General features: G+C 67.1%; 14 protein-coding genes and 1 pseudogene. 7 read left to right on the top strand and 8 right to left on the bottom strand.

Translation table 11 applies throughout. The features are described from left to right. The first annotated feature begins 19 nt into the window (after positions 1–19). The 4 genes from aceK (at position 20) to pdxH (ending at position 3,527) form a co-directional block, all read left to right on the top strand. Positions 20–1,798: a bifunctional isocitrate dehydrogenase kinase/phosphatase gene (gene aceK, locus METFAM1_RS0107010; protein WP_019918897.1), complete on the top strand. Its 1,779-nt coding sequence runs from the start codon at positions 20–22 to the stop codon at positions 1,796–1,798. Beyond that, positions 1,795–2,382 (top strand): pseudouridine synthase, encoded by a 588-nt coding sequence (locus METFAM1_RS0107005; RefSeq protein WP_019918896.1) that lies wholly within the window; start codon positions 1,795–1,797, stop codon positions 2,380–2,382. Before aceK ends, METFAM1_RS0107005 begins: the two co-directional genes overlap by 4 nt. Before the next feature lie 63 nt (positions 2,383–2,445). Next, positions 2,446–2,880, top strand: coding sequence for a DUF192 domain-containing protein (locus METFAM1_RS0107000; protein WP_019918895.1), 435 nt, complete (start codon positions 2,446–2,448; stop codon positions 2,878–2,880). 14 nt (positions 2,881–2,894) lie between these two features. Further along, positions 2,895–3,527 (top strand): pyridoxamine 5'-phosphate oxidase, encoded by a 633-nt coding sequence (gene pdxH / locus METFAM1_RS0106995; RefSeq protein WP_019918894.1) that lies wholly within the window; start codon positions 2,895–2,897, stop codon positions 3,525–3,527. Between the two features lie 9 nt (positions 3,528–3,536). Here the strand turns inward: pdxH and METFAM1_RS0106990 are convergent, their stop codons facing one another. The 6 genes from METFAM1_RS0106990 to METFAM1_RS0106965 all read right to left on the bottom strand — a co-directional run bounded on the left by METFAM1_RS0106990 (position 3,537) and on the right by METFAM1_RS0106965 (position 11,250). Continuing rightward, entirely contained in the window at positions 3,537–4,106 is a 570-nt protein-coding gene (locus tag METFAM1_RS0106990) for a tetratricopeptide repeat protein (protein ID WP_019918893.1), read from the bottom strand. Further along, a complete protein-coding gene (gene pgi / locus METFAM1_RS0106985) occupies positions 4,103–5,695 on the bottom strand; it encodes a glucose-6-phosphate isomerase (protein ID WP_019918892.1) in 1,593 nt (530 codons plus the stop codon). The genes METFAM1_RS0106990 and pgi overlap by 4 nt, the downstream gene beginning before the upstream one ends. 30 nt (positions 5,696–5,725) lie before the next feature. Further along, complete coding sequence (locus METFAM1_RS0106980; protein ID WP_019918891.1) at positions 5,726–7,387, bottom strand: ArnT family glycosyltransferase; 1,662 nt, start codon at positions 7,385–7,387, stop codon at positions 5,726–5,728. A 137-nt stretch (positions 7,388–7,524) separates the two neighbouring features. Continuing rightward, positions 7,525–7,737 (bottom strand): 50S ribosomal protein L31, encoded by a 213-nt coding sequence (rpmE, locus tag METFAM1_RS0106975; protein ID WP_019918890.1) that lies wholly within the window; start codon positions 7,735–7,737, stop codon positions 7,525–7,527. A 127-nt stretch (positions 7,738–7,864) separates the two neighbouring features. Beyond that, positions 7,865–8,803 carry a transglutaminase family protein gene (locus tag METFAM1_RS0106970; RefSeq protein ID WP_019918889.1) on the bottom strand — a complete coding sequence of 313 codons (939 nt, stop codon included), beginning with the start codon at positions 8,801–8,803 and terminating at the stop codon, positions 7,865–7,867. Continuing rightward, positions 8,800–11,250, bottom strand: coding sequence for a circularly permuted type 2 ATP-grasp protein (locus METFAM1_RS0106965; RefSeq protein ID WP_019918888.1), 2,451 nt, complete (start codon positions 11,248–11,250; stop codon positions 8,800–8,802). The genes METFAM1_RS0106970 and METFAM1_RS0106965 overlap by 4 nt, the downstream gene beginning before the upstream one ends. 101 nt (positions 11,251–11,351) lie before the next feature. Between METFAM1_RS0106965 and METFAM1_RS0106960 the strand changes: the two genes are divergently transcribed. The 3 genes and pseudogenes from METFAM1_RS0106960 (at position 11,352) to METFAM1_RS21385 (ending at position 14,608) form a co-directional block, all read left to right on the top strand. After that, positions 11,352–12,368, top strand: coding sequence for an NAD(P)/FAD-dependent oxidoreductase (locus METFAM1_RS0106960; RefSeq protein WP_332308745.1), 1,017 nt, complete (start codon positions 11,352–11,354; stop codon positions 12,366–12,368). 203 nt (positions 12,369–12,571) lie between these two features. Further along, a pseudogene (locus tag METFAM1_RS21390) lies at positions 12,572–13,723 on the top strand (FIST signal transduction protein); the annotation flags it as partial. A gap of 168 nt (positions 13,724–13,891) precedes the next feature. Further along, positions 13,892–14,608, top strand: coding sequence for a methyl-accepting chemotaxis protein (locus tag METFAM1_RS21385; RefSeq protein WP_408630422.1), 717 nt, complete (start codon positions 13,892–13,894; stop codon positions 14,606–14,608). A 130-nt stretch (positions 14,609–14,738) separates the two neighbouring features. Here METFAM1_RS21385 and METFAM1_RS0106950 read toward each other — a convergent pair whose 3' ends face one another. Both METFAM1_RS0106950 and mnmC read right to left on the bottom strand, forming a co-directional pair. Then, complete coding sequence (locus METFAM1_RS0106950; protein ID WP_019918885.1) at positions 14,739–16,328, bottom strand: methyl-accepting chemotaxis protein; 1,590 nt, start codon at positions 16,326–16,328, stop codon at positions 14,739–14,741. A gap of 161 nt (positions 16,329–16,489) precedes the next feature. Beyond that, positions 16,490–18,352: a bifunctional tRNA (5-methylaminomethyl-2-thiouridine)(34)-methyltransferase MnmC2/FAD-dependent 5-carboxymethylaminomethyl-2-thiouridine(34) oxidoreductase MnmC1 gene (gene mnmC / locus METFAM1_RS0106945; protein WP_036271834.1), complete on the bottom strand. Its 1,863-nt coding sequence runs from the start codon at positions 18,350–18,352 to the stop codon at positions 16,490–16,492. Between the last annotated feature and the right edge of the window lie 76 nt (positions 18,353–18,428).

The raw sequence follows: 18,428 nt of genomic DNA, 5'->3' as shown, positions 1-18,428 counted from the left end.
CGATACGAGCGGACTTGCCATGAATCTTCCTGCCGGGCAGAACCAGGTTGCGCTGGCCATCGCACAGGCGCTGATTGACGGCTTCGACAAGCACTACACGCTGTTCCGTGCCGTCAGCGGTACGGCCAAGCAACGGTTCGAACAGGCGGACTGGCCGGGGCAGCAGCGCTGCATCCGCGAGCGCATCCAGTACTACGACGACCGTGTGCGCGAGTGCGTGGACCGGCTGCACAACGAGTTCCACGCCGACTCGCTGGACGACAACACCTGGCAGCAGGTGAAGCTGCTCTACATCGGCCTGCTGGTGAACCACCGGCAACCGGAACTGGCCGAAACCTTCTTCAATTCGGTCACGACGAAGATCCTGCATCGCAAGTACTTCCACAACGACTTCATCTTCGTGCGTCCGGCCATCTCGACCGAACTGATCGAGAGTTCTCCGCCGACCTGGCGCAGCTATTACCCGAACCAGACCGGTCTGCGCGCCGCGGTGAAGCAGATCTTCATCGACTTCGACTGGCAGCGTCATTTCACCGACCTCGACCGCGACGTCGACTACATCATGCGCGCCGCGCTCGAACATGTTGGCGGTGACTGGCCGGCGCGTGAGGCCAATCTGCAGATCCAGGTGCTGAACTCCGCCTACTACCGCAACAAGGCGGCCTACGTGATCGGCAAGGCGATCAACGGTCACCTCGAGTACCCGTTCATGGTCACCGTGCTGCACGACCGCAAGGGTGGGCTCTTCCTCGACACCATCCTGCTGGAGCCCTGGCGCGTCAGCGTCATGTTCTCGCTGTCGCGCGCCTACTTCATGGCCGACATGCAGGTGCCGTCGGCCAACGTGCATTTCCTGCGCACGCTGATGCCGAAGAAGCCGCGCTCCGAGATCTACACGATGATGGGGCTGGGCAAGCAGGGCAAGACGATGTTCTTCCGCGACCTGATCAACCATCTGCGTCACTCGAACGACAACTTCGTCGAGGCGCCGGGCATCCGCGGTCTGGTCATGCTGGTGTTCATGCTTCCGTCCTATCCCTACGTGTTCAAGATCATCAAGGACAAGTTCGGCAGCTCGAAGGACACCGACCGCGCGACGGTGAAGAGAAAGTTCCTGATGGTGAAGCAGGTGGACCGCGTGGGCCGCATGGCCGACACCATCGAGTATTCGGACATCGCGCTGCCGGCGCACCGTTTCTCGCCGGAGTTGCTGGAACAGCTGGACCAGCTGGCGCCGTCGATGATCGAGCGCGATGGCGACACGCTGGTCATCCGCCACTGTTATATCGAGCGGCGGATGATTCCGCTCAACATCTTCCTGGAAACGGCAAACGAGGAGCAGATCGACCACGCGGTGTACGAGTACGGCAACGCGATCCGCGAACTGGCGGTCGCCAACATCTTCCCGGGCGATCTGCTGTGGAAGAACTTCGGCGTCACCCGCTACGGTCGCGTCGTGTTCTACGACTACGACGAGATCGAGTTCCTGACCGACTGCAATTTCCGCCGCATCCCGCCGGCGCCCAGCCCGGAGTATGAGATGTCCGGTGAGGTGTGGTACTCGGTGCAGCGCAACGACATCTTCCCCGAGGAGTTCGCCACCTTCCTGCTGTCGACGCCCAAGGTGCGTGCGGCCTTCCTGAAGTATCACCGCGATCTGCTGGATGTGAAGTTCTGGCAGGAGACGCAGCAGCGCATCCGCGAAGGCCACATCCAGGACTTCTTCCCCTACCCGGAGGAACTGCGCTTCGCGCGTCGCTTCGGCCACCTGCAGGGGCGGCCGGTGGCCAGTGCGTGAGCCGTCTGATCCTGCTGAACAAGCCCTATGGCGTGATCTGCCAGTTTTCGCCGGATGGCAGGCACCCGACGCTGGCTGACCACGTCGACGTGCCAGACGTGTACCCGGCCGGGCGTCTGGATACCGACAGCGAGGGCCTGCTGCTGCTGACCGACGACGGCGCCCTGCAGCACCGCATCACCGATCCGAAGCACAAGCTGGTCAAGCGTTACCGGGTGCAGGTCGAGCGCGAACCGGGCGAGGCGGCGCTCGACAGGATGCGCGGCGGGCTGCAGCTGAAGGATGGCCCGACCCGGCCCTGTACGGTCGAGCGCATTGCCGAGCCGGCCGATCTGTGGCCGCGCGATCCACCAGTGCGCCATCGGCTGTCGGTACCGACCTGCTGGCTGGAAATCGGCATCAGCGAGGGCCGCAACCGGCAGGTGCGCCGGATGACGGCGGCCATCGGCCATCCGACGCTGCGCCTGATACGCGTCGCCATCGGTCCGTGGCAACTCGGTTCGCTGCAGCCCGGTCAATGGCGGGACGTCGACGCGAGCCTGCTCACCGGCCGGCAAGCACGCCTGAAGTCCGATGCGGGCTGACATCGATCAAGAAGTCGTCGGCGCGCATCATTCATCATTCACCATCGGGATGTTCTGCCTGTCATGAAGAAATCGCTACTCTGCAGCCTGCTCGCGCTGAGCGCACTGAGTGCCTGCGCCGACATGCCCACGCTCGAACTCGGCGTGGGCATGTATCGCATCAAGGCCGAAGTCGCGCACACCAACGCCGCGCGCATGACCGGCCTGATGCACCGGACCGAGATGCCGTCCGATGCCGGCATGCTCTTCGTGTTCACCCGGGCGGCCAAGCATTGCATGTGGATGCGCAATACGCTGATTCCGCTCAGCGTGGCCTTCATCGACGACAAGGGCCACATCATCAACATTGCGGACATGCAGCCGCAGACCGACACATCGCATTGCGCCGAGCGACCGGCGCGCTATGCGCTGGAGACCAATATCGGCTGGTTTGCCGCGCGCAAGCTTCAGGCCGGCACCCGCATCGCCGGAATCGAACGCGCGCCCGCGCCGGAATGAGGAAAGGAGACACCATGGACCCGATACATCACCGCATCGACTACACCAGCGGTTCGCTCGACGAGACTGAAGCGGCCGACAATCCGCTCGACCAGTTCCGCTTCTGGTTTGCCGAAGCCGGCCGCGTGGTCGAGCGCGACCCGAATGCGATGACGCTGGCCACGGTCGGCGCTGACGGGCGACCCAGTGCGCGCATCGTGCTGCTGCGTGGCTATGGCGAGGATGGCTTCGTGTTCTTCACCAATTACGACAGCCGCAAGGGCGCCGAGCTGGAGACCAATCCGCACGCCAGTCTGCTGCTGTTCTGGGCGGCGCTGGAGCGGCAGATCCGGATCGAGGGCACGGTGAGCAAGGTGAGCGCGGAAGAGTCTGACGCCTACTACTCGCTGCGGCCGGTGGGCAACCGGCTGGGGGCCTGGGCGTCGCCGCAGAGTCGGGAAATTCCCAGTCGCGAATCGCTGGTCAGGCGTGTGCGCGAATTCGAGGAGCGCTTCGGCTCGGCGCCGCCGCGCCCGGAGAACTGGGGCGGCTACCGGCTGCATCCGGATGCGATCGAATTCTGGCAAGGGCGCAGCGACCGCCTGCACGACCGTCTGCTCTATCGCCGCCAGGGCGCCGACTGGACGCGTGTCCGGCTGGCACCCTGAAACACGGCTTCAATCGGGCAGCCCCAGTTCCTGGGCCAATCTGCGGGCAGTGCGCGGGTCGTACTGCCCGATGCGCCGGTACTCGGCGAGCAGGCCTTCTTCGTCACCGACGGCCCGGCACGCCTGACACAGCGCGTAGCTCGTGCTGCCGTTGAAAGGTTGCAGCTCGACCGCCCGTCTTAACGCGACGATCGCCTCCTGCGGTCGACCCAGTTCGCTCAGCAGCAGGCCGCAGCCATACCAGGCCTGATCGAGAGCGGGGCGCAGGCGCACTGCGGCCGTCATCTGCGCCAGCGCGCGCTCGAACTCGCCCTGGCGATGCAGCAGGAAGCCGAAGTTGTAGCGGCTGATGGCGTCGTCCGGTGCCAGTTCTACCGCCCGCCCGAAGGCGAGCAGGGCCTCGTCGCTCCGGCTCTCGTCCTGCTGGCAGAGGAAACCGATCATGCGCCAGGCGGCCAGGTGCGCCGGATCGAGCGCGGTGCAGCGGCGCAAGGCGGCGATGGCCCGCGTGTTCAGCCGCAGAAGGGCCCACAGCTGACCGGCGGCGTAATTGATCGCCGGCCCCAGCGCTGCGCTCATGCGTCCGGGTGATCGAGCGCCTCGAACAGGCCGCGGGTCGATGCGTCGGCATCCGGCGGCAGTCGGCCCGACGCCAGCGCGCGCGCCATCTGCTTTCCGTACTCGACACCGTACTGATCGAAGCTGTTGATGCCGAGCAGCCAGCCTTGCACGAACACCTTGTGCTCGTACAGCGCGATCAGCTGGCCCAGCGTGCGTGGTGTCAATTCCGGCATCAGCAGCGTGGTACTCGGCTGGTTGCCGGGGCAGGCGACGTGCGGCGCGAGTCGGGTGGCCTCCTGCTCGGACAGACCGCTGCGCTTCAGTTCATCCATCGCCTCGTCGCGCGTCTTGCCGCGCATCAGCGCGGCGCTCTGCGCCAGCGCATTGAGCTGAACCATGCGGCTGCGCTCGTCGCGCGCCACGCGCGGCACGATGAAGTGCATCGGCATCATCCGCGTGCCCTGGTAGAGCTGCTGGTGGTAAGCGTGCTGGCCGACGATGCCGGAGCCGCCCCACACCACCGGCGAGGTAGGCGCCCGGCTCAGTTCGCCGGTCGAGGTGCAGCGCTTGCCATTGCTTTCCATCTCGAGCTGCTGCAGGTAGGACGGCAGACTGCGCAGCAGGTGGCTGTAGGGCAGTACCGCGAGCGTCTCCAGACCCATGCCGCTGGCGTTCCAGAAGTCGATCAGGCCGAACAGCACCGGCAGGTTGGCGTTCATCGGCGCGCGCGTGAAGTGTTCGTCCATGTCGCGTGCGCCGTCGAGCATTTCGCCGAAGGCCTGCATGCCGATGGCGCAGGCCAGCGGCAGCGAGATCGACGACCAGACGGAATAGCGTCCGCCGACCCATTCCGGCAGGAAAAGGCAGCGCTGCGCCGGCACGCCCAGTTCCTGTGCGGCCGCCGGGCGGTTGGTGACGGCGAACAGGTGCTGGCCGACGCCGGCCGTGCCCAGGCCGTCGGCCAGCCACTTCATCGCGACCTGCGCGTTGGCCAGCGTTTCCTGGGTGGTGAAGCTCTTCGACGAAATGACGAAGGCGGTGTGCGCCGGTTTGCAGTCGCGCAGCGCGAGGTCGAGGGCGGCCGGATCGAGATTGGCGACGAACTTCACCACCGGGCCGTTGATCTGCGGCTCCAGCGCCTCCATCGCCAGGCGCGGCCCGAGGTCGGAGCCGCCGATGCCCAGGTTGATGATGTGGGTAATGGTCTGGCCGGTTGCGCCGAGCAACTCGCGGTTGCGGATCAGCCGCACCCAGTGTTCGAGCGAAGCGCGGCAGTCGCGTACGACGTCGGCGTGCGCGCCGTCGCGGGCGCGCAGCGCCATGTGAAGTGCGGCGCGGCGCTCGGTGAAATTGATCTGGTCGCCGGCCGCCAGGGCGCGGATGCCGCGCGGCAGGTCGAGCGCACTGACCAGATCCATCAGCATCGCCATCGTTTCGCCGTCGACGCGCTGCTTCGAGTAGTCGAGCAGCCAGCCGTCGTAACGCAGCGAAAAACGCGCAAAACGGTCGGGATCCTGCTCGAAGAAGTTGCGCAGGTGTACGCGCGACAGCTGGATCGCTTTCGATCGCAGTGCGGGCCAGGCGGAGGTCTGCATCAACAGGTTCATGTCATCCGGCGCCTCGGGTCACCCTTCGTTTCAGTGTCTTGCGTACAGCAGGAAGCGCTCGTGCCGGTCGCCGGGCCGGCGGCCTTCCCACTTCAATGTCCAGCTTCCGTCCAGCGACGGCGGCTTGCCGCCCCGGCCATGGTAGGCCAGCAGCAGATCGCATTGCTGCCCCGATCGACCCGCGATGTTCAACGGCTTCAGATCGAGGAAGTAGTAGAACGCCGCGCGCTGGCTGTCCTGCAGGCCAGTGAAGGCAACGCAGCCATGCTGTGCCGGCAGGTGCTCGCCGATCATCCGCGCCACGTCGCGGTAGCTGCGACCGTAATCGATCCACGGTAGCCACAGGCTGCTGACGAGAAACCATATCAATACCATGCCGCAGCCCCAGCTGACGGCCCCGCGTGTCGGTGTTCGTGGCGAACGCCACAGCAGCCATATCCAGGCGGCACTGATGACGATCGCCGGTATCAGTGCCGGCAAGGATATCGACATTTCGAATCCGGGTTCCAGTCGCGCGAAGGTGCGCGCCAGTCGCTCGGGCCAGCCTGTCGTCATGGCGATCCAGCCGAGCCATATGATGAGGCTCAGCAGTGAAAAGGTCATGACACCGAACCAGTCGAGTGCGTTCGCGGCACCCCGGCGGAGCCGGGGCAGGCCGGCGCTGCCCAGCACGACCAGCGGTGCCAGCAAGGGAAGTGCCCGCTGGTTGCGGGCCGCACCTTCGCCAGCGAGTTGCAGGAACAGCAGCACGAGCACGATCAGCGGCAGCGTGAGCACCGGCGAGCGCCACTGTTCGCGGCGCTGCCACAGGGCCCAGCCGGCGACAGGCAGTGCCGGCCAGGCGTACCAGGCGAGCACCTTGACCCAGCTGCCTGCGCCGCCGGCAAGCAGGTCGGCATCCGGCAGCAGTCGCTGCAGGTCATCGGCCCAGACGCGTGCGGCCAGCTCGGGCCTTTCCAGCTGCAGTGCGATCAGCCAGCTGGCGGCGAGCAATGTGCCGACCGCCATCGCCAGCGGCAGCGCACTCATGCGCAGCGCCGAGGTGGCTACCGTGCGCCATACCGGCAGCAGCGGCATGGTGGCGGCGGTCAGCAGCAGCACGGCGGTCAGCCACAGGCCGGTGCCGAGGCCGGAGATGGCCAGCGCGACGATCAGCACCAGCGCGCCCTGCAGCGGTCGTCGCGCGATCAGCGCGAGCGACCACATGCCCAGTCCGAGTGCAGCCAGCAGCGTGGTCGACGATTGCGCGTCATGCAGGTGGGTGACGGCGCCGATGCTGGCGATGCCGATCAGCGGGGCGATGCGCGCCGCTGGTGCGCCGTACAGTTCGCGTGCGGCGCCGGCGCTGCCGAGCAGCCACAGTGCGAGAAAGAAGGCGCTGGCGAGACGCGCGCCGTCGGCGAAACTGATGCCGACCCATTCCGCCGCCTGACCTGTCAGCGAAGCCAGCCAGTGAAACAGCGGTGGGCTGTCCAGCCACAGCTGGCCGGCCAGCTGCGGGATCAGCCAGCCGCCCTCGCGGGCGAAGCCCAGCGCCACGCCGATGTTCAGCGCGTCATCGCCCTTCCACGGATCGCGGCCGAACAGGCCGGTCAGCAGATAGACCAGGCACAGCGCGATCACGAATCCGGTTTCGGGTGGGTCGCCGATCAGCGGACGGCGGGCCAGGTAGGACTGCGAAGGAGATGACATCGACGACGATCAGTGAACAGTGGCCCGGATTTTATGGGGACTCCGCAGCGCGTGGGGTGGGCGGCGGTGTATCCGGCAAGTGCAGAAACAAAAAAGGCAGCCATTGGCTGCCTTTTTGCTGCGGCGCTGGGCTGGAATCAGCTGCGCGGCACGTTTGCGTACTTCTGGCGGAAGCGCTCGACGCGACCAGCGGTGTCGACGATCTTCTGCTTGCCGGTGTAGAACGGGTGGCACGAGGCACACACTTCAATGTGCAGCGGCTTGCCCATCGTCGAACGGGTTTCGAAGTTGTTGCCGCAGGAGCAGGTCACTGCGACGACTTCGTATTTGGGGTGAATGCCTTCTTTCATGCTGGTTTCTTTCTCAAGCGCTCGAAGGCGGGCGGCCTCGTGCGGATCATCGAACCCCGGGTCGGCTGAGCCTGACGGCTGTGCAGACGGTACCCGCGGAGGAAAAACGCGGATTATGGACGGATTTTCATTCCGGTTCAAGGGGCTGCGCTGCCTTGGCGCAGGTGCGGACGGGCCGGGCATCGTCCTCCGGCATCACGGTGACGCGCACCTCGACCACGTGCTCGCCGCCGCCGAGGATGACGCCGCGCATCGGCGTGACGTCGCTGAAATCGCGCCCCCAGGCGACCGTGATGTGCTGGTCATCGGGCTGCACGCAGTTGGTCGGGTCGAAATCGAGCCAGCCGGCGCCCGGACAGAACACCGACACCCAGGCGTGCGAGGCGTCGGCGCCGATCAGGCGCGGTTGGCCGGGCGGCGGCTGTGTCAGCAGATAGCCGCTGACATAGCGTGCCGGCAGGCCGAGCGAGCGCAGGCAGCCGATCATGAAGTGGGCGAAGTCCTGACAGACGCCGCGTCGCTGCTTGAGCAGTGTTTCCAGCGGCGTGCTCACGGTGGTGGCTTCGGGGTCGAATTCGAAATCGCGATGGATGCGCCGCATCAGCGCACAGGCGGCGTCGAACAGCGGCCGGTCGCGGTGGAAGTCGAGCCGGGCATAACGCGCCAGTGCGGCCAGCGGTTCGATGTGCGGGCTGGCGTACAGGTACTGACAGGGCTCGAGCAGCGGCGCCGGCCCGACCTGGTGAAGGCGGTCGCGCACGTGTTCCCAGGCGGGCGACTGCGGCCTCGGTGCGTCGCCGATGCGCGTCACGTCGACCGTCGAGGTGGCGAGCACCGCCAGTTCTTCATGCGCGGCGCCGACCGAAATGTGCTCGACCCGATTGCCGAAATAGTCCGTCCGGCGTTCGCGCTCGGCCGGCACCGGCGTGATGTCGACCCGGTGCGCGAGCGTCGTCTGACGCGGCGTCTCGCGTGGCGTCAGATGCAGCAGCTGGCGCGACATCGACACCGGCCAGGCGTAGCGGTAGTGCGTTTCGTGCAGCACGTGATAGCGGACCTGCGTCATCGGCGCTCCTCGGTACCCGTCCACATGCTGTCCGAGTGACTGAAGAAACGCAGCCCGAGCTGTTCCGACAGCGCGTAGGCGGCGCTGCCCAGCCGTTCGAGCAGGGTGTCGAGCCGGGTCGAGCCGGTGTGCAGGTCGGCCTCGGGCCGCAGCGACAGCAGTTCGGCCACCGCGTCGGACAATGCGGCCGGCTCCAGCGCGCCGAACTGGGCGGCGAGCCGCGCCAGATAGTCGGTCAGGCCGAGCGCCTGATAGGCGACCGAGCGCGGGTTCGTCTCGTCGCACACCAGCAGATCCAGTACCGGCAGCCACTGCGGCCGCGTCATGTAGCGCGAGCGGTAGGTGATGGTGCTGTCCGCCAGTTCGAGCAGCCAGTCCGGCGCGTCGCCGGCCGCCGCCAGCGCGTGGCGCAGCACGGCACACATGAACTGCAGCCGCTCGATTCGGCGGCCCATCGACAGAAAGCGCCAGCCCTGGTCGCGCGTCATGCCGTCGAGCGCGAATCCGGACAGCGTCATCATCGCCTGCACGCAGCGGTCCAGCCGCTCCAGCACCTCGCCCGGCTCGCTCGGCTGGGCGGCGCTCAGCTCGTCGGTCAGCCGGCTGATCACCCGCCAGTTGTCGAGCGACATCCGCTCGCGCAGGTTGAACGCAACGGTCGACAACTGGTGCAGACCGCCGGCCAGCGACCCCGGTGCCGCCGGGTCGAGTGCGGCGGCACGCAACGCAGCGCCGATGTCGTCAGCCAGCTCGGCGGGTAGCAGGCCGTTGTGCTGACACAGCGCGGTCAGCGCGTGGCCGCGTATGTCGTCCAGTTCGATGTGCTGGCCGATGGTTGCGCGCAGCAGTCGCGCGCCGTTGTCGCAGCGTTCGCAGTAGCGGCCGAACCAGAACAGGTTCTCCACCACGCGGCTGGACAGATTGCTGCCGGCACGCACCAGCTCGGCCGGTGACACCGAGCGGCGCAGCAGGCTGAAGGTGTTCACCGTGCCGTGCGTCAGCACCCAGGTGTCCTTGCTCGAACCGCCGCGCTGCATCGCGATCACCCGCGCGTCGCGCTCGGACGCCACGCGGGCGAGTCCGCCCGGCATCACGGCATAGCCCTCGGGCGAAGCACAGGCGAATACGCGCAGGCCGACCGCGCGCGCCGCCAGCCGGCGCGGGTGCTGTGTGTCCCACACCGGCGCCTGCGACAGCTGCACCAGTTCCTGGGCGACGTAGTGGTGCGGTCGCGCGCGCATTTTCGCGATCAGCGCGGCGCGCGACTTGCGGTCGAGGTCGGCGCCGAACACCGAATCGATGCGGAGCTGGGGGAAGGCCGGCTTGATCACCAGCGTGTCGAGGCGGGCGATGGCGTCTTCCAGCGCCGCCTCCTCGCCGCACCACCAGGTGGCGAGCGAGGGCATGGCCAGCGGCTCGCCGAGCAGTCGCTCGCACAGCCGCGGCAGGAAGCCGAGCAGGGCGCCGGTCTCCAGCAGGTTGGAGCCGAGCGCGTTGGCGATCAGCACATTGCCGCGTCGCGCTGCGTCGACCAGGCCGGGCACGCCGAGCGCGGAATCGGCGCGCAGTTCGAGCGGGTCGCAGAAGTCGTCGTCGAGACGGCGCAGCACGGCGTGCACGCGGCGTAGGCCGGACAGGTGCTTGAGCCACACCTTGCCGTCGCGCACCAGCAGGTCCGAACCCTCGACCAGTGGAAAGCCGAGGTAGCGCGCCAGATAGGCGTGCTCGAAATAGGTTTCGTTGTAGGGGCCGGGCGTCAGCAGCACGGTCAGCGGCGGACCGTCACCCTCGGGTGCGTGTTGCGCCAGCGTGTCGCGCAGCGTCGCGAAGAAGCTCGCCAGGTGCTCGACGTGCAGGTCGCGGAACTGCTCCGAGAACACGCGCGAAATGACCAGCCGGTTCTCCAGCGAATAGCCGGCGCCGGACGGCGCCTGCGTGCGATCGGCGAGCACCCACCAGCCGCCGTCGGGCGAACGCGCGAGATCGGCCGCGTACAGGTGAAGGTGGATGTCGCCCGGCACCTTCAGCCCGTGACAGGGTCTGAGGAAGCCGGCGTGACCGTAGACCAGCGCGGGCGGCAGCAGGCCCTCAGCCAGCATCTGCTGCGGCCCATACACGTCCTGCAGAATGAGGTTGAGCAGCCTTGCGCGCTGCGCGATCGCGGCGGAAATCTGCGTCCACTCATCGGGTGGGATGACCAGCGGAAGGACGTCCAGCTCCCATGGGCGCTCGACGCCGCGCGGATCGGCATAGACGTTGTAGGTGACGCCGTTCTCGCGGATCTGCCGGCGTACCGACGCCAGTCTTTCCTGCATCTGTTCCGGGCGGGCACGCACCAGGGTGTCGAACAGCGCGCGCCAGTGCGGGCGCAGTGTCCACGGGGCGGACAGCAGTTCGTCGTAGCGCGGTCCGGTTTGCGGGTAGTGCTCGAGCAGTTGGCGGGGCATCGGTGTTGCTGTCGTGGTGCGCGGCGCTTGGCCATTCGCGCACGCGCTTCCGGATCGTGGCGTGCGAATCAGGTGAGAGCAGACCCTAGCACAGACCTTGCATGATCCGCTCCGCACTCGCAGGTGATGCACTGATAAATAGAGGGACAGCAACAATGCACAACATTGCGGTAATCGGAGCGGGCATGGCGGGATGCACGCTCGCGCGGCGCCTGATCGACGCCGGGCGCTCGGTCCAGGTGTTCGACAAGGGCCGTGCAGCAGGTGGTCGCATGGCCACGCGCGCGGCCGGCCGGCTGCGCTTCGATCACGGTGCGCAGTTCATGTCGGTGCGCGGCGAGGCGCTGCAGGGGCGCCTCGCCGACTGGCAGCGCGCCGGCGTCATCGCGCAGTGGCCCGCAGCTGCGATCGACGGCGATCCGCGCTGGGTGGGCGTGCCCGGCATGAATGCGCTGGCGCCGCGCCTGCTGTGGGGCGCCGAGATCCGTTCGCAGATCGCCATCACCGGCATGGGGGCGGACCGCCTCGGCTGGTGGCTGGCGGGCGAGGCCGGCATGCTGGCCGACTGTTTCGACGCGGTGCTGGTGACCTTGCCGGCGCCGCAGGCGGCGGGACTGTTCGAGCGCTGCGCCGGCATGGACATCAAGCCCTTCATCGACGCCATGCAGGACATCCGCTATGCGCCTTGCTGGACGCTGATGCTGTCGTTCGCAGAGCGCATCGGCGCTGACGACTGCCTGCGCTTCGACGCCGGCGGCGCACTGAACTGGGCGGCGCGTGACAGCAGCAAACCGCAGCGCGACTCCGCGCAGGAGTGCTGGGTGGTGCACGCCGATGCGCAGTGGTCGCAGGACCATCTCGAGTGCTCACCGGAGGAGATCGAAGCCTTGCTGCTCGAGGCTTTCGCAGCCGCGACCGGCTGTGCGGCGATGCCGGTTCATCGCTGCGCGCATCGTTGGCGCTACGCCCGCGTGATCCGGCCACTCGGCCGTCCCTGTCTGTGGGACGCCGACAGCAGGCTTGGCTATGCCTCCGACGGCTGTCTGGGCGAGCGCATCGAGGATGCCTTCGACAGCGCCAACGCGCTGGCCGACCGTGTGCTCGGCCTGGTCGATTGATCTGCCCGCGGTGGCCGTCGTGCTGCCCCGCACCATGTCCGACTTCGTTAAACCCATGTGTTCATTGAAGAAAAAGTGTCCAGAGATTGAACACGCCTGGAAAATTTTCGTTTCTCAACCATAAAGTCCAGTGGGTCGCTCCCGTTGGTTAACGCTGATCGACGCGCCACCGCGTGGCCGATCGGGAACTCAGGGAGAGAGAGATGAAACTATTCGGACGCCAGTCACAGAACGGGCGCGCAGGCATCGAAACGCTGCAGACGCGGTTGGGCGAGTTGGAATCGCGCCTTGCTGCGGTACGCAGCACGCCCTCGTTCGTCAGCGGATACGTTGCGCCGGACGTCGACATCGACCGCGTCGCACAGGCCATCAAGGCCCGGTTTCCAGGCGTTGCGCTGACCCTGAGCACCACCGCCGGCGAACTGTGCAGCGCCGCCGGCTCATCGCTGTACTGTGCCGCGTCGGACGGACGCGACCGCGTCGTGCTGCAACTGTTCGACCGCAGCGTGATCGGCCAGGCGCAGGTGGTGGCGATTCCTCTGGCCAGCGAGGACCTGCGGCAGAACGGTCGCGTGATGGACTACCGCGAGCGCATCGAGCGTCTCGTGCGCAGCATCCAGGGCGCGCAGGTGGCGATGGACATCGATCACCGCGACACCTTTGCCTATGTACTGTTCGACGGCCTGTCGAATTCCGAATCCTTCTTCATGGAAGCGCTGTACGAAGCCGGCCGCTTTCCCTGTCTGTTCGTCGGTGGTTCGGCCGGCGGCAAGCTCGACTTCAAGGACACCTGGCTGCACGACGGCAACCGCCGGCTCAACAACCACGTGCTGGTCACCTTCCTGAAGATGGCGCCGCAAGTGCGTTTCGGCGTGTTCAAGAGCCAGAACTTCGAAGCCACGCAGACCCGCTTCCAGATCTTCAGCGCGTCGGTCGAGCGTCGCCAGGTGAATCTGGTGATCGACGAGGACGGCCGCGCAGTGTCACTGATCGACGCGCTGTGCAGGACTTTCGGCTGCGAGCGCAGCCAGCTGTCGGCCAAGCTCGACAGCCACTCCTTCGCCATCCGCGTCAATGGCGAACTGTTCGTGCGCTCGGTCGCGACGCTGGATTTCGATCACGATCGCGTCGACTTCTACTGCGACGTGGCGCCGGGCGAGGAGCTGGTGCTGGTGCGGCGTACGCCGTTCGCCGCCACCACGGAGCGCGACTTCCGCGCCTTCATGTCGAACAAGCCGGGCCAGCCGCTGGCAGGCATGTTCAACGACTGCGTGCTGCGCCGGCTCTACAACGGCGCCGAACTGAGCGGGCTGGACCGCGTGTTCAGCGGCATCGACGTCGCCGGTTTCTCGACCTTCGGCGAAATCCTCGGTCTGAACCTGAACCAGACGCTGACCGCCGTGTTCTTCTTCCGGCTGCAGCAGGGCGAGGTGTTCCGCGATGAGTACGTCGACAACTTCGTCGCCCATTACGGCGAGTTCAAGGCCTTCTTCCTGCGCCGGCAGAACGCCAAGCTGGCCGGCATGTCGCGCGTGATGGTGCAGCAGATCAGCGATTACCGCGCCGGCAACTTCGGCAGCCGGCTCGATCCGGGCAACGTCGACCCCAGCATGGTGCCGGTGGTACGCGACCTGAACCACCTCGGCGAAATCATGCTCGACGCCCAGCGCACGCGCGAGGCGACCGCGAGCCAGCTCGAAGCCTGTGCCAACGATCTTTACGGCTCGGTGGGTGAGCTGACGACGCGCTTGAGCGACCAGCAGGGCGTCATCCAGACGGCGGTGCGTACCGTCGATACGCTGGCCGGGCAGGCGAACGAAGTGGGCAGCAGTGCGCGCGACCTGTCGCACGCCAGCGACCGCATCCAGCGTGTGGTCGAAATGATCCAGCAGATCGCCGATCAGACCAATCTGCTGGCGCTGAACGCCGCCATCGAGGCCGCCCGCGCCGGCGAAGCCGGTCGCGGTTTCGCGGTGGTGGCCGACGAGGTGCGCATGCTGGCCGAGAAGTCGCGCAACAGCGCCGGTGTGATCGGCAAGGACATTTCCGCGCTGGCGGCTGAGATCGTGCGTGTGGCGCAGATGATAGAAGCGCAATCGACCGGCGTATCCGGTCTGACCCAGGTGCTCGAAACCATCGACACCTACAGCAGCGAAACCGCCGGTGTGGCGGGGCACACGCGTGGCGTGGCCGACGTGCTCAAGGGGCTGACCGGGGCGACCCACGCGGTGCGTGCCTGAGAGGGCCGTCCGGCAGATGTGAAAAGGCGACAGCTCCGCCGCGGGCGGGCGCTGTCGCCAAGGGGGAGGCTCATCGGAAGTGCGCGATTGCGGAAGCCGCCGGGCCTGATCGGCACGGCGGCTGTCCGTATCAGTGCAGCGCCTGTTCCAGGTGTTTCACCAGTTCGCGCAGTTCGCTCGACGTCGAGTGCAGACGGGTGGCGGCCTCGCCAACCGACTGCACGCTCGAGTTGGTCTGTTCCACCGTGCTCGAAATGCGTTCCATGCTGCACGCCACCTCGTGCGAGGCGAGCGACTGCTGGCGCAGCATCTGGGTGATTTCCTCGGAGTAGTTGGCAGCTTCGCGGCTGGCGTCCCAGATGCCCTGCAGGCCGGCGCTGCTGGCCTCGATTTCGCTCGTCGAACGGGCCACCTCGCCAGCCGTGGCGCTCATCGTATCCACCGCCGAACCGGCCAGCTGGATGATGTCGGTCACCGCCGAGCCGATGTCCTTGGTGCTGGTGCGGGTGCGTTCGGCCAGCTTGCGCACCTCGTCGGCCACCACCGCGAAGCCGCGGCCCTGTTCGCCGGCGCGGGCGGCTTCGATCGCCGCGTTCAGCGCCAGCAGATTGGTCTGTTCGGCGATGTCGTTGATCACCTGCGACACCTCGCGGATCTTCTCGACCGACGCGTTCACCTCGGCAATGCGTTCCTGCGACTGCGTCACCACGCCGACCACGCGATGACTGCTGGCGATGCCCGCTTCCATCGTCTTCATCGCGTCCTGCGCACTGTGTTCGGTGCGCTTGACCGCCTCCAGGCCACGATCCGTGTTGCTCGACACCTCGTTGATCGACACGCTCATTTCTTCCATCGCCGCGGCGACCTGCATCACGTTCTCGCCCTGGGCACCGGTGGCCTTGATCAGCGCGCGCATCGCCTCGTCCAGTTCCTTCGAGCGATCATCGACCTCGCGCGCATTGACCAGTACGTCAGCGAACATTGCGCGCAGGTGGATGCGCATCACTTCCATCGCGACGAACAGCGGGCGCAGCGGCCCCGGCGGCGCTTCGATCTGCTTGGCCAGCTTGCCTTCGTCCAGTTCCAGCAGGGTGCGGTGCAGGCTGTCGAGGCGGCCGGCGACCGTGCTGTTCTGCCAGGCGGCCGTGCCCAGTGCCACAGCGGCGGCGACGCCGGACAGACCCAGGCCCCATGCTCCGCCGACGGCGCCGCCGGCCAGCGCCAGCGCTGACGTCACGCCGGCACCGAGCCAGACACGGCCGGCAAGGCCCAGTTTTGGCTTGCTGATCGGCGTACGCGGGAATTTCGCCGTCTTGTCGCGGACGGCGCGGTAGAGCGTTTCGGCGGCGGCGACTTCCTCGCGCTTGGGCGCGTTGCGCACCGACTGGTAACCGACCGTACGGCCATCGACGGTGATTGGCGTGACGAAGGCTTCGACCCAGTAGTGGTCGCCGTTCTTCGAGCGGTTCTTGACCAGACCGCGCCACGGCTGACCGGCCTTGATGGTGAGCCAAAGGTCTTCGAAAGCTTCGGGCGGCATGTCTGGATGCCGCACGACATTGTGATTGTGGCCGACCAGCTCTTCGCGGCTGAAGCCGCTGATGCTGATGAAGGACTCATTGGCGTAGGTGATGGCGCCCTTCAGGTCGGTTTTGGTGACGATGGGTTTCCCGGGCTCAAGGAAGACTTCTTTCTGCGTTACCGGCAGATTTATTTTCACGGCGACTCTCCAGGTGGCGTGATCCCTCCCGGAAAGGACTGTCGGGCTTCATGCAAGCAAGACGAACGGTCACGCATTTCCGGGGGCATGAAGCGGTTTACGGCTGCCGCCCGGAAAGCTTCACCGCTGCGTGAAATTTTTCCCGCAACGGTTGATTTCGGTCAATCGTCCGGCGCGAAGCGGGACGGGCTCAGCGCTTGAGCGAGATCCCGTTCGAGCGGCAGCGGATCGCCGCAAAGCCTTGCTGCGAGGAGCTCTGCGCCGAGCGCATTCCACACCAGGCCGCGCGCACCGAGGCCGGTCAGCAACTGCAGGCCGCCGGTTTCACCGATCAACGGCAGACGGTCAGGTGTTGCAGTCCGAAACGAAGTGCGACCGACCAGTGTTGCAGCGTGCGGCGGCGTGCAGGCCTCGGGCAGCAGGCGTTCGAGGCGGGCCAGGTTGCCGGCGTGACTGTCCTCGCGCACGGAAGTGTCGGCGTCACCGATGTCGAAGCTGGCACCGAGATTGAGATCGCCGTCCGGCGTCGGGCAGATGTAGCCCTCGCGGCACACCGTTACGTGCAGATTGGGCAGCAGGTTGCGCGGCAGCCGTGTCACCTGGCCGCGCACGCGCGTCAGCGGCAGCGCGAACGGCGCCAGTGCGCAGGCGTCCGCCGCGTTGGCCAGTACCACGGCGTCGGCGTCGATCAGCGTGCCGGCAGCGGTGCCTACCGACCAGTGGTCGCTGTCGCGGGTCAGGGACAGTGCTTCGGTGGACATCAGCCGGCTCACCGCCGCACCGCCGCGCTCGAGATTGGCGTCGCACAGGCTGGCCGGATTCACCCAGGCGCCGCGCGGGAACCACCAGCCGCCGAGTGCGACCGGATAGCCGATGCGGCGCGTCATTTCCCAGTCGGACAGGTAGCGCACCAGCGCCTGCGGCAGCGCGCCGGTTTCGCACACCTCGCGCTGCAGGCGCTCGTGTTCGGCGTCGTGGGCGATCTGCATCACGCCGGTCGGGCCCCACTTCAGCGGCCGACCTTCGCCGGCCAGCCGCCTCATGTGGGTCGAGGCGTGCAGGAAGGCGGCACGGGAAAAACGCGCGATCACGCTGTCGTCGCGGGCAATCATCGGTCGCAGCACGCCCGCCGCATTGCCCGACGCTTCCTGCGCGGGGGCTGCGTGGCGCTCGATCAGCACCACTTCGACGTCACGCGCGGCCAGTCGCTCGGCGACGGCGCAGCCGGCGAGGCCGGCGCCGATCACCGCCACCCGCTTCGGCGCCGCCGGCTCAGGCCGATGGCGCAGTGCGGCCGCCTGCGCGCCCGGGTGCAGACGGCCGGTCAGCATGTGGCGCTTCGGCCCGAAGCCGGTCTGCTTTTCCGTAACGAAGCCGGCGCCGGCCAGCGCGTCGCGCACGCCGGAGGCGACGCTCCAGGTGGCCAGCGTGGCATCCGCGGCGGCGAGGCGCGACAGCTGTTTACATATGTGGGGCGACCACAGTTCGGGATTCTTCGCCGGCGAGAAGCCATCCAGATAGATCGCGTTGGCGCGCAGGGTCAGTTGCGGCAGCAGCGTGTCGGCGTCGCCCAGACCCAGCGTCAGGATGACGCGACCGGCGTCGAACTCGATGCGGTGCAGCCCGCGCACCGCCAGCGGCCAGCGCTCGACCAGCTTCTGCGCCATCTCGGCCATGTCAGGCGGCAGCAGGCGCTGGTACGCAATGGACAGGTCGTACTGCGCGAACGGGTGTTTCTCGACCGATACGAAGTGCAGTCGTGCGCAGCGCTCTGGGCTGTCGCGCCAGGCGCGCCAGGTGGCGAGAAAGTTCAGGCCGAGGCCGAAACCGGTCTCCAGCACGACGAAGCGTTCGCGTCCGGCCCAGCGGTCGGGCAGACCGTTGCCGGCGAGAAACACGTGCTGCGCCTGCGCCAGAGCGCCGTCCGACGAGTGATAGACGTCGTCGTAGGCGGCCGAGCGCGGCGTGCCATCGTCGGCGAATTCGAGCGGCGCGGGAACCAGGGGCTGAAGAGGTCGGGACATGGTGCGGTCACTGGAAAGCGGAACGCCGATCAGGACCGGCGCCGCGGGCATCGGTTCGATCGGCGTTCATCGTGGG

Source organism: Methyloversatilis discipulorum (assembly GCF_000527135.1).
Classification (GTDB): Bacteria; Pseudomonadota; Gammaproteobacteria; order Burkholderiales; family Rhodocyclaceae; genus Methyloversatilis; species Methyloversatilis discipulorum.
Note: the sequence above shows the minus strand (reverse complement) of the source record. Positions and strands in the feature narration are given on the sequence as shown.